General features: G+C 45.4%; 12 protein-coding genes. 2 read left to right on the top strand and 10 right to left on the bottom strand.

Annotation, left to right across the window (positions count from 1 at the left end; translation table 11 throughout):
- Positions 1 to 417 precede the first annotated feature (417 nt).
- Positions 418 to 1,497: a TRAP transporter substrate-binding protein gene (locus ABY436_RS15880; protein ID WP_372739912.1), complete on the bottom strand. Its 1,080-nt coding sequence runs from the start codon at positions 1,495 to 1,497 to the stop codon at positions 418 to 420.
- Between the two features lie 278 nt (positions 1,498 to 1,775).
- On the opposite strand from ABY436_RS15880, the gene hexR reads away from it, so the two are divergent.
- Positions 1,776 to 2,660, top strand: coding sequence for a transcriptional regulator HexR (hexR, locus tag ABY436_RS15875; protein ID WP_372739911.1), 885 nt, complete (start codon positions 1,776 to 1,778; stop codon positions 2,658 to 2,660).
- A gap of 84 nt (positions 2,661 to 2,744) precedes the next feature.
- Positions 2,745 to 2,951 carry a PA3496 family putative envelope integrity protein gene (locus ABY436_RS15870; RefSeq protein WP_372739910.1) on the top strand — a complete coding sequence of 69 codons (207 nt, stop codon included), beginning with the start codon at positions 2,745 to 2,747 and terminating at the stop codon, positions 2,949 to 2,951.
- 44 nt (positions 2,952 to 2,995) lie between these two features.
- On the opposite strand, the gene ABY436_RS15865 is transcribed toward ABY436_RS15870, so the two are convergent.
- From ABY436_RS15865 to ABY436_RS15825, 9 genes are all read right to left on the bottom strand, one after another.
- Entirely contained in the window at positions 2,996 to 4,486 is a 1,491-nt protein-coding gene (locus ABY436_RS15865) for an FMN-binding glutamate synthase family protein (protein ID WP_372739909.1), read from the bottom strand.
- A 122-nt stretch (positions 4,487 to 4,608) separates the two neighbouring features.
- Positions 4,609 to 4,959 carry a ribbon-helix-helix domain-containing protein gene (locus ABY436_RS15860; protein ID WP_372739908.1) on the bottom strand — a complete coding sequence of 117 codons (351 nt, stop codon included), beginning with the start codon at positions 4,957 to 4,959 and terminating at the stop codon, positions 4,609 to 4,611.
- A gap of 101 nt (positions 4,960 to 5,060) precedes the next feature.
- Positions 5,061 to 5,630, bottom strand: a complete 570-nt coding sequence (locus tag ABY436_RS15855) for a DJ-1/PfpI family protein (protein WP_372739907.1) — start codon at positions 5,628 to 5,630, stop codon at positions 5,061 to 5,063.
- Positions 5,631 to 5,976: 346 nt separating this feature from the next.
- Positions 5,977 to 6,387 carry a Na+/H+ antiporter subunit G gene (locus ABY436_RS15850; RefSeq protein WP_372739905.1) on the bottom strand — a complete coding sequence of 137 codons (411 nt, stop codon included), beginning with the start codon at positions 6,385 to 6,387 and terminating at the stop codon, positions 5,977 to 5,979.
- A gap of 56 nt (positions 6,388 to 6,443) precedes the next feature.
- Positions 6,444 to 6,713: a K+/H+ antiporter subunit F gene (locus ABY436_RS15845; protein ID WP_372739904.1), complete on the bottom strand. Its 270-nt coding sequence runs from the start codon at positions 6,711 to 6,713 to the stop codon at positions 6,444 to 6,446.
- Entirely contained in the window at positions 6,707 to 7,210 is a 504-nt protein-coding gene (locus ABY436_RS15840; RefSeq protein ID WP_372739903.1) for a Na+/H+ antiporter subunit E, read from the bottom strand. Before ABY436_RS15840 ends, ABY436_RS15845 begins: the two co-directional genes overlap by 7 nt.
- Entirely contained in the window at positions 7,210 to 8,718 is a 1,509-nt protein-coding gene (locus ABY436_RS15835; protein WP_372739902.1) for a monovalent cation/H+ antiporter subunit D, read from the bottom strand. Before ABY436_RS15835 ends, ABY436_RS15840 begins: the two co-directional genes overlap by 1 nt.
- Positions 8,718 to 9,083, bottom strand: coding sequence for a Na+/H+ antiporter subunit C (locus ABY436_RS15830; RefSeq protein WP_372739901.1), 366 nt, complete (start codon positions 9,081 to 9,083; stop codon positions 8,718 to 8,720). The genes ABY436_RS15835 and ABY436_RS15830 overlap by 1 nt, the downstream gene beginning before the upstream one ends.
- Entirely contained in the window at positions 9,083 to 11,878 is a 2,796-nt protein-coding gene (locus ABY436_RS15825; protein ID WP_372739900.1) for a monovalent cation/H+ antiporter subunit A, read from the bottom strand. Before ABY436_RS15825 ends, ABY436_RS15830 begins: the two co-directional genes overlap by 1 nt.
- Positions 11,879 to 12,067: the final 189 nt, after the last annotated feature.

Below are 12,067 nucleotides of genomic sequence, written 5' to 3'. Positions count from 1 at the left end.
CTGTTTTAAGTAAGAATGAGCCTTATCAGGCACAACAGGTTTAATCGGGTTTGCAATAATAGAGCGTGATGATGAAAACGGTTGACCGTCCGGGTGGCAAACCTGTCATAAAAAACAGCTGTGAAAAGCTGCCGGCTTTTTAAGGGCTATCTGGCGCGGATACTCATCGTGGAGCGGGAATAACACATTCCTAATTAAAGACTCCGAATACATTAGCGCAAAACCACCTCATGATCACAAATCTGTGTTGCAATCATGAGGGGAACCATACATTTTTATGTGTGCAGATCCACAGTTGATAAAACACATGGGGTAACAAGAATAAACCAGCAACATGCTGCCTGAAAAGCAGCCAGAGCCAGAATAGCGGGCATAAAAAAGCCGGCATCTGCCGGCTTTAAGATGAACAATTACCGCTTATAACGGGTTACGCGCATTCAGGTAAGCCTGTTCTGATACCTGATGCCATTTAGTTGCCTGATCACGGAATTTAACGAAAGAATCGAACACTTTCTTCGACATGTCATCACTGGCCGCTTCTTCTGCAATCACTTCATCAGAAAGAGCTTTTAGTTTCGCCAGAACATCATCCGGGAATTTACGCAACTCCACGTTCTGATCATTAACCAACTGCTCCAATGCGAGGTTATTCTTCGCCGTGAAATCTGCCAGCATATCCTGGTTTGCGACACGAATCGCATTGCGCACAATCACCTGCAAGTCAGCCGGTAATTTTTCAAATGCTTCTTTATTCATGAAGCATTCCATGGTTGTACCTGGCTCATGCCACCCTGGATAGTAGTAAAATTTCGCGGCTTTATGTAAGCCAAAGGCTGCATCGTTATATGGCCCCACCCACTCTGTCGCATCGATTGCGCCAGATTGTAGTGCAGGGAAGATCTCACCACCTGGTAGTAATACCGGAGTACCTCCCGCTCGCTTCAATACTTCTCCACCTAGGCCAGGCATACGCATTTTAAGACCCTGCAGGTCTTCTACTGAATTGATCTCTTTATTAAACCAACCGCCCATTTGTACGCCAGTATTACCACCAGCGCCAGGCACTAAACCAAACGGTGCATAGGTTTCTTCCCACAGCTCCATACCACCACCGTGATACAACCAACTGTTCATCTCCTGAGCAGTCAAACCAAAAGGTACAGCGGCAAAGAACTGCGCCGCACGGCTTTTACCTTTCCAGTAGTAAGCAGCGCCATGTCCCATTTCCGCCGTTCCGCGGGAAACAGCATCAAAAGTTTCGAGGGCTCCAACTAATTCTGAAGCGCCATAAACTTTAACTTCAACGCGGCCACCGGTCATATCATTGATCAGCTGAGCCAGGTAGTTCGCTCCTGTACCTAAACCAGGAAAGTTTTTAGGCCAGGTAGTTACCATTTTCCACTTAAATTCTGGTGCTGCCTGAGCGGCAGTGGACATCAAAGCACCTGTTGCTACGGTTGCAACTCCGGCACCTTTTATAAATTGACGACGTTTCAAAGGCCTACTCCTTATTTTATTATTTTTCAGTAATATGCAATAAACATAGCATGCACTATAAGCCCCTGCAATAATCACGGACAGCTCTTTTATTACGTACGTGGTAATACCGAGACACCAAACCAAGACAATAACAAACCGCTTTAATTTTTAATCTATCCAGCCTTAGCCACTAAAAAATTGCCTGGTTTTAATCATTAATCCTTGTGACATTATGTTGTTCAAGATTTCGTTGATATACTGATATGTTATGTAATCGCGCTTAACGAGAGTTACTTTTGAACGCAGCAAACTTACTAAAGTCAATCAATGACGCTCACCCTGCACTCCGAAAATCGGAACAAAAAGTAGCAGACTTCGTATTGGCTAATCCTCAGGAAGTTATCCACATGCGTATCGTGGATCTGGCCTCAGAAGCCAATGTCAGCGAGCCTACCGTTGTCAGATTTTGCCGCGCACTGCATTATGATGGTTTTCAGGACTTTAAACTGACGCTAGCCCAGGGGCTGGCCAGTAACCCTAACTTCGAACAGTTTGCTCTGGACTCTAAAGACACAGTCTCAGAGTTTAAGCAAAAGATTTTCGACTCAATGATCGGCAACCTGATCAACATTCGTGATCAGTTGGATGCTGAAACACTGGAAAATGCGATTGATGTACTGGTCAAAGCAAAACGGATAGAGTTTTATGGCTTTGGCGCTTCAGCGGCTGTGTGCAGCGACGCACAACATAAATTCTACCGTTTACAGATATCTGCTGCTGCTTATTCTGACCCGCATATGCAAACCATCTCAGCGGTCTCTATGTCTGCGGGTGATGTGGTCGTCGCTATATCACAAACAGGCCAAACTAAAGACCTGCTGCATACTGTCAAATTAGTAAAAGAGACCGGCGCAACCGTTATCACTTTATGCCCGAGTAATACCTTATTAGCCGATCTGGCCAGTATCGCTATCCATATTGATGTGGAAGAGGATAAAGACCTAAGTACCCTGATGTCATCCAGAGTACTCCATCTGGTGGTTATTGATGTATTAGCCGTTGGCGTTGCGATGCGCCTCGGCCCTGCGCTACTTGATCATCTGAAAACCATTAAACGTAGTCTTCGCAGCTTAAGACAGCACGATAAGCGTCTTATCACACCCCCCGATACTGAAGTGTAATCAACTATTTATATCGCCTTAATATTTCTGCAATCTGAATAAAATATCCTGACTTCAACACAATACAAAACAGGTTGATATGTGATGTTAAAAAAGAATGCGGATCGTTTCAGCGAAATACAGCTTGAAATCATGAATACGCTTATGGGCTACGAAGACACAAAAAAACTTCATAACAAAAAACAAGCAACTCAACGTTTATTTAAAGCCAGACGCGCTATTGAAGAACACCGCGAAATTCGAAAGCTTGCAACAGTATTAGACAGAAAAGCCTGGTTTGATTCACTCTAGCTAAATGCCGGGCTTCTCTGCTAATCCTTAATCAGTCGGCTCGCTTAATGCTCAGGGTAAATAATATTTAACGGCACCGAACTACCGCCGTCTATGACAATAGCAGCATGATGACGTTTTAGTTGACGGGGCTCAGTGACTCCACAAGAGTGAGCAATCGTCTCTACCTCGTGCACCAGGTTATTATGAAAATGCGCGACGCGTTCCGCTTTTACTTCAGGTACCAATCCCCGCTGCAAGTCAGGGTCATGTGTTGTAATACCGGTCGGGCAAGTATTCTTATTACATTGCAACGCTTGGATACATCCCAGTGAAAACATAAACCCGCGTGCACTGACAACAAAATCTGCACCAATACAAATAGCTGCCGCTACATCACTTGGGTTTATCATCTTGCCGGATACAATCACTCTGATTCGTTCACGTAATTCATGTTGGTGCAGTTTATTCACCAGAATCGGCAAACTCTCTCGCACTGGCAAACCTACGTTATCCATCAAAGGCATAGGTGCAGCGCCGGTTCCGCCATCAGAGCTATCCAGCGTTATGAAATCGGGCGCACTTTCAATGCCTCGATTATTCACCGCTTCACAAAACTGATCTAACCAGTCAATTGTACCCAAGACCAGTTTAAACCCACAAGGCTTACCTGTGACCCGACGTATTCTTGCAACAGTATCAAGCAGGTCATCAATAGTAGCGATATCCGCATGCCTGTTAGGGCTGATAGACGCCTTCCCTTCGGGAATACCACGAATTTCAGCGATTGCCTTACTGACTTTCTCTGCAGGTAAAATCCCTCCTTTTCCGGGTTTAGCGCCCTGAGAAAGCTTCAATTCAAACATCCGTACCTGCTGAATGGCTGCCTTTTCTCTTAGCTTTTCTTCTGATAACTGGCCATTAGCATCCCGAACACCATATTTTGCTGTACCGATCTGATAGACCAGATCACAGCCCCCCTCAAGATGAAAAGGAGATAAGCCACCTTCACCGGTATTCATCCAGCAACCGGCCTTAGCCGCACCATGTGACAACGCCTGAACCGCTGGCGCGGATAAGGCTCCGTAGCTCATACCCGAAATATTAAAGAAGGAGGGTGCATCGTAAGGATGCTCACAATACGGCCCTATACGCGACGGTTGTGATTGTGCGGAATCTTCAGATAAGGTGGGAAAAGGACAGTTAAGAAAGAAATAAGTCCCGGGTCTGCGTAAATCACGTGTCGAGCCGAACGCGATCGTATTATCTACATTCTTTGCAGCACGATATACCCAGCTACGTTGTGCACGGTTAAACGGCAGCTCTTCCCTATCCATCGCAAAGAAATACTGGCGGAAGAACTCACCCAGGTGCTCAAATAGATAACGAAAGCGACCCAGCAGCGGATAGTTACGTCGAATAGTTTGCGCCGTTTGCTTTTTATCATTTTGATAAAGAATAAAAGCAGTGATCAATAAAGCCGCAACGACGATCAGAAATATGATTCCGATGGTCACTATAAAATTAACGGCAAAAATGGTTAGCGTATCGTTCACGTTGAATCTCCCTACTAAATAGTAGAGCTATCCTAACCAGTGAATACACAAAGGTGAACTAATTTAGCGTTAGTTGAAGTAAGTTTACCGGGAATAAAGAGCCATCATCCATCAGAGATAAACTAATGATAATCTCGTTTCTCACGCGCCAATATATCCTCAACATCCAACGAAGATATTGCCACACTCTCATTTATTGGAATCTCTCCACTCAATTGCAAGGCTAAATAGCGCATGCAACATACGCGAAGAAACGACGTGAAATTACCTAAATCATGGTCGGCATCGATTGATTCATGATAAAGACGTGTGATCATTTGAGGAATATTCATACCATCCCGGTTAGAAATATTATCCAGTATCGTCCAGAAATAATTTTCCAGCCGAATACTCGTTACCATCCCATCAATACGCAAAGACCTGGTGCTACTTGACCAAAGCTCAGCATCCGCCTGAATAAAAAGTTTACACACGGGCATTCACTCCGTATTTGCTTATCCAAAGGGTAAGACGGCCGAGTTAATCCAGCACGTTAAATCAACCGCCTTACGTTCGCAATTATGTCACCCTACTCTCATTTGTTTAACAATATCATAAACTGAGATAGCCAAGCAGGATGAGCAGGCCAAGCCGGCGCTGTCACCAAATTCCCGTCCGTTACTGCTTCAAATACCTCGATTTCTGCAAACGTACCGCCAGCACTTTCCACCTCAGGCTTACATGCAGGATACGCTGAGCATTGCTTACCTTTTAATACGCCTGCGGCCGCTAAAAGCTGCGCACCATGACAGACTGCCGCCACCGGTTTATTCGTATCAAAAAAGTACTTAACCATAAAAAGGACCTGAGGATTCAACCGCAAATATTCGGGTGCCCGCCCACCCGGAATAACCAACGCATCATAATCTTCCAACACAACGTCATCGAAAGTCGCATTTAATACAAAATTATGGCCGCGTTTTTCCGTATAGGTCTGATCACCTTCAAAATCATGAATAGCGGTTACCACTGTGTCACCACTCTTTTTATCCGGGCAGACGGCATCCACGCTATGCCCTACAGCCATTAACGTCTGAAAAGGAACCATAGTTTCATAATCTTCAGTAAAATCACCTGTGATCATTAATATTTTTTTATTATTCATTATTTGCTCCGATGCTCGAAAAAATAGTAGGAACGACTGACAACAAGTCATTGTTATCGATCTGACATCAAAGAAAATATCATGTGCTAAAATGCGAGTGGTATTACTGGAATACTACAGAGGCAAGAGTTAAAGAGTTAAAAATAGGAGGTTCGTTATTGCTGCAGCACAAAGAGTACTAGAGCAATAGCTATGGTCCGACTGCCGAGACTAGTAAGGCATCAACCAATATTTATTTAAATCTCTGGGACTTTATTCCTTACGCGATGGTTGGCCCGAGCTTCACCATTCGCCGTGAAACCTAGTCCTCAGGGTAAGTTGAATTAAGTAAACTGTCCCCGGATTCTTAAGAACCAGAGGCAGGGTCGCTGTCTGAGGGATCACTGTTTGATGGATTCGGATATGGGTTGATTCGCTCACGTGCACGCTTTGTCAGGGCCTTGTCTGACGTTTTATCGACTATCTCCAGGTTATGGTGCATCGCCGTTTTAGACAACATATGGGCGGTAACAGGCGCAGTAATGAGCAAAAATAGTGTAATAAGCAGTTCATGCAGGCTTAAATAACCTTGCTGATAGGTGACAAGTATCATCGACGCAATAAGCAGGCAGCCCATGCCCAGCGTTGTCGCTTTGGTGGGGGCGTGAAGGCGGGTGTAAAAGTCGGGGAGCTTTGCCAGGCCCAGTGAGCCAATAAATACAAATCCGGCTCCCACTACCAGCAATACTGATACTACTAACTCAATCCAAAATTCCATTCTATTTTCCTGACTCTTTAGCTGTATATCGTTGTTATATGGCTTTACGTGGCTGCTTATTCGATCAGGTCGCCACGTAAAATGTATTTACACATGGCAGCGGTACTCACAAACCCCAGCATGGCAATTAACAATGCAGCCTCAAAATACAGGGATGTAGCTGAAGAAATACCAAACAATATGATCAACGCAATGCTGTTAATGTACATGGTGTCGAGTGCCAGAATGCGGTCAGGTCTACTTGGCCCAATAAACAAACGCCACAAGTTAAGGATTAAGGATATGCAAACTAGCGTGGTTGCAATCACTATTGCAGTACTTAGCATTTGAAAATCTCCCTAAGAGGTCTCTCATAACGATGTTTGATTAAGGCGATAAGCTCTTCTTCATTCGTCAGATTAAGCACATGTACATAGAGCCATTTTTTGTCTTCGGAGATTTCTGCGCTAACGGTGCCAGGTGTTAAAGAGACCGTACTGGCCAGTATAGTGATCGGAAGCGCATGCTCTATATCCAGAGGGATGGCGACAAAGGCAGGCTGCAGTTTTTTAGAGGGGCCTATTACTAATACCGCGACCTCAAAATTAGCCACAATAATGTCACCGATCACCATTAATATATAGCGAAGGGTAACGAGTGGCTTATGAATACGGGGTTGCGGGTTATGCATACCCGATGTCAGTAAAGGAATGGCGATTGCCAAAAATGCAGCTAATACTAAGTGGCCCGGCGCGACAGTGTTATTGAGCAATAGCCAGACGATGAACAGTAGCAGAGAATGCAGAGGCATGGGTAACAAGCGAAAACGCGGATTAGTTGTCATTATTCATTCCCTCCTGGAAGTAGAGCAGTCACTGTTGGGGTCGAGTTATGCAGTTGAGCTGCTGCCAGGTTGGTATAGTCTGTAACAGCCCCTCCAAACACGACCAACAGCGGTGATGCTGAGAGTAATAAAACAACGGCGATAATCTTCAGTGGGGAGATCTTCTCATCATTGGTATTTTCTCCTGCAGCTCTCCAGAAAATAGTGGTACCCGCACGGGATATGGCTACCATCGACGCTAGCCCTGCTAGCAGCACGCCCCCCCATACCCAAGCAGTTTCAGCCAAGCCTTGAGTGGCTTGTAATATCATTATTTTGCCCACAAAACCTGATAAGGGAGGCATACCCACTGACGTGAGCGCCGCAATAAAGAACGCAATGCCTATTAATTTTCCATACTTCATTTTGCGTGCGATCACATAGCGGTCTTTGGCTTTGCCTCGTTGCTTACTAATGAGGTCTGCGATCAGGAATAGTGCGCCTGTTACCAGAGTCGTATGCATCATATAGTAAAGCGCTGCTGAGGTGGCCGATTCACGTTGCATGGCAATCGCCAGTATGAGTGTCCCTACCGAAACGATGACTAAATTGGCAGCGGTTAACCTTAAGCTCGGGCTGGCCAGTACACCGATGGCGCCAATGATTAACGTTAACAGCGCCAATGGCCATAACCAAGGAATGGCAATGCTGGCAAGGGCTCCGGCATCTTCGCCAAAGATGGTCGTGTGTACACGTAAAATACTGTAAACACCCACCTTGGTCATAATGGCGAAGAGCGCTGCAACCGGTGCACTGGCTGCTGCATAGGTTTTGGGAAGCCAAAAATGTAATGGCAGCAAAGCCGCTTTTAACCCGAATACTACCAACAATAACAGGCCACCGGCTTTCGCTAAGGCTTGTTCATGTTCGTTTAATAAGCGTACTTTGTTGGCCATGTCGGCGATATTAAGTGAGCCGATGGTGCCATATAAAATACCCAGTGCAAACAGGAAGATACCCGAGCCCACTAAATTAAGAATCACATAATGCACATTCATTTTGGTTTTCTGTTTACCGCCGCCATGTATCAATAGCGCGTAAGAAGCAATCAGTAACACTTCAAAGAAAACAAACAGATTAAAAATATCCCCTGTTAGAAAAGCGCCATTAACCCCCATGATCTGGAACATAAAGAGTGGGTGAAAATACATGCCATCTTTATCTTCTCCTGCACAGGCATATAAATGTGCACCCAATCCAAGCACCGAGGTTAGCAATACCATCATGGTTGATAGTCTGTCGCCGACCAGGGTGATGCCGAAAGGCGGTTGCCAGCCACCCAATATGTACAATTGGGTTCCTTGTTGATGGCTGGTGAGTAAAAGCAAAGCGGATACTGTGACGAGAAGAAGCAGGATCGAAACAGCAAAAATACGCTGTCGGGTGATGGAGTTACTTAATGGCGGCAATAACATAAAGACTGCCGCCAGCATCGGTAATAAAATGGGAAAAATAGCCAAGTGTTGCATTAACCACTCCTCTTATCTGAAACACTGATTCGGCTGGGTTGGTCGGGCATTTGACCGTCTACATGATCATTCCCTTGGTCAGCTCGCGAGCGCATGGCTAATATCACCACAAATGCAGTCATGGCAAAGCCGATTACAATAGCGGTTAATACCAGTGCTTGCGGTAATGGGTCGGTGTATTCCGCGGATTGTCCCAGTACTGCAGCGGCATTGATTTTTAGGCGACCACTGGCAAAAAGAAACAGGTTTACTGCGTACGACAGCAGGGTTAAACCTATGACAACAGTGAATGTCCGCCCTCTTAGCACGAGAAAAAATCCACAGGTAGTCAATAAACCGACACAGAACGCATAAATCGCTTCCATTAATCGTTCTCCTTCATCTCAAAGCGTTCGCTAGTGGTAAGCTTGCCTAAATTTGCCAGTATTAGCATCACAGAGCCCACAACCGTAAGGTAGACCCCTAAATCGAACAACATAGCACTGGCGAGTTCGAACTCTCCAATCCAGGGTAAGTTGAAGTGATCAAACCAGGTGCTCAGGAAGGGTTTGCCAAATACCCAGCTGCCTAAGCCTGTCGTAGTCGCAATTAATATCCCGCCGGCAATGAGCCATTGGTAGTCGATTTTGATTCGAGGTTTAATCCACTGAACACCGTGTGCAATATATTGCTGAATAATCGCCACGGCGGTAATAAGGCCGGCAATAAAGCCACCACCGGGTACGTTATGGCCGCGTAAGAAAATATAAACGGATACCAGTATCGCTAGTGGAAGCAGACTCTGTGACACCATTTCAAACATAATTGGATGAGGATCATTACTCCAGGCGCGTCCGGCGTCGTCACGTACAGGCATGTAGATACGCATTTTGGCAATCAGTTTAAAAATTCCTAATGCGGCAATACCCAGTACGGTAATTTCACCGAGTGTGTCGAAGCCTCTGAAATCGACCAAAATGACATTCACCACATTGGTTCCACCGCCACCGGTTTTACTGTTGGCTAAGAAGAAGTCTGAAATTGTATCCAAAGGCGTTGTGAGCATGGCGAAACAGATGGTGCCTATGACGCAACCTAATAGCCCTGAAATTAATAAATCTCCGCTTAAACGCCTGTTAGTTGACTCTTTCTGTGTACTTTGCGGTAAAAAGAATAGCGCGAGAAGTAACAAAATAATGGTGACTATTTCGACTGATAGTTGCGTTAGCGCTAAATCCGGTGCTGAAAATTTAGCAAATATCAGCGATACCATTAACCCCACAACAGACAAAAATATCAGCGCAAGAAATCGCCGTCTGTACCATATTACGGTTGCGACGGCACTCAATACCAATAACACGGCCCCGGTGACTGATACACCGTCAAGCGGGATTTGAGTGCGCGTGCCTATATTCTGAGTCAGACCAAGCAGAGGTAATCCCGCCATGGCTAATGTGAACAACAACAGTAAAAAGATATACCGTTGCAAAGAGCCGTTTTCCAAGGTGCTTATAATGCGCTCAGAAGCGTTGACGATCGATTGAACAATGCCTTCAAAGATATGTTTTGCATCAGGTTCATCAAATTGTGATTGAAACTGAAAAAGATGACGTCGGTTGTAGTAAATAATTGCGCCTCCGACCATGGCGAGGAAACTCATGAACAACGGTATGTTTAATCCGTGCCATATTGCCAAACTGTGAACGGGGACATCACGCGTCAACACCGCAGAAGCGGCGACATGCAATAGCTCACCGACAACATAGGCAGGGAATATCCCCACCAGTAAACAAAGGGCTACCAGAATCTCGACCGGTACCTTCATATAACGCGGAGGTTCTTTTGGGGTTTTAGGAAGGTCTATTGGCTCACCGTTAAAGAATACATCATGAATGAAGCGTAATGAGTAGGCGACAGAAAACGCAGCGCCGACTGTGGCTAACAGCGGAATCATCCAGGACAGAGAGCCCAGCGTACTTTGGTTAAGTGTTTCGGCAAAAAACATCTCCTTTGACAGAAAGCCATTCAATAAAGGGACGCCGGCCATTGATAGCGCCGCGACGATGGCCAGTGTCGCGGTATAGGGCATGTATTTCATCAGACCATTGAGCTTGCGCATATCCCGTGAGCCAGACTCGTGATCAATGATTCCGGCAGCCATAAACAACGAAGCTTTAAAGATAGCGTGGTTGATAATATGGAATACAGCCGCGACGGCGGCAAGATCCGAGTTTAGACCCAACAGAAGAGTAATGAGGCCTAAATGGCTAATCGTCGAATAAGCAAGAAGGCCTTTTAGATCATGCTTAAACAGGGCGACATATGCACCTATAAGTAGTGTTATCAAGCCGGTTAAACTGACAATCATGAACCATAAGTCAGTACCGGCCAATGCCGGATAAAAACGAGCCATGAGGAAAATACCCGCCTTTACCATCGTGGCGGAATGTAGGTAGGCACTTACCGGTGTAGGTGCCGACATGGCATGGGGTAACCAAAAATGAAATGGGAATTGTGCTGATTTTGTGAATGCACCTAACAGTACCAATACTAAGGCTACTGGATAAGCGGCGTGTGATCGAATCAGGTCACCACTCGCTAATACCGTATCGAGGTCATAACTATCGACCATATTGCCGATCAGCAATAGCCCTGCGAGTAGAGCAAGTCCACCCGCTCCTGTCACGGTTAGGGCCATTCTCGCGCCTTTTCGGGCCTCTGATTTATGAGACCAAAAGCTGATCAGCAGAAACGAGCTAATACTGGTTAATTCCCAGAACATCCATAATTGGATCAAGTTATTTGATATGACGATACCGACCATCGCGCTCATAAACAGGATCAGGTAAGCAAAGAAATGTCCCATCGAGTCTTTTGCTGACAGATAGTAGCGGGCATACAGAATTACCAGCAGCCCAATACCGAGTATCAATAATAAAAACAGTAGTGACAGTCCATCGAGCCGAAATGAAAGATCCAGCCCTATAGCGGGAATCCACTCTATGGTTTGCCGAATGGCTTGCCCATCGAATATATCCACTGCATACATGAGTACCAGAATGAGTGACCAGGCGGGTAATAATGCAACGGATAAAGTACAGATATTGCGGCCGAAACGCTCTGTAAACAAAGGGACTAATGTGCCAATAAGGGGTAGTAGTACGACCCATAGCAGGTTCATATGAGGGGTGACTCCAGATTAAATGGCGAGATAACAAATAACAGACTGATTTATAAGTCGTGTCTGGCGTTGTTTACTATACACATAGTACTGTTTTGGTCAAAAAAACTATAAAGCTTTTGTTATGGAAGATACGATTAAGTTAACAATTACCTGATAAAAACCTATATTCAAGAAACACAGGGCGGT

This window comes from Neptunomonas sp., assembly GCF_041601355.1.
Lineage (GTDB): Bacteria > Pseudomonadota > Gammaproteobacteria > Pseudomonadales > Balneatricaceae > Neptunomonas.
The sequence above is the reverse complement of the archived record's forward strand: the minus strand, read 5'-3'. Positions and strand labels throughout refer to the sequence as shown.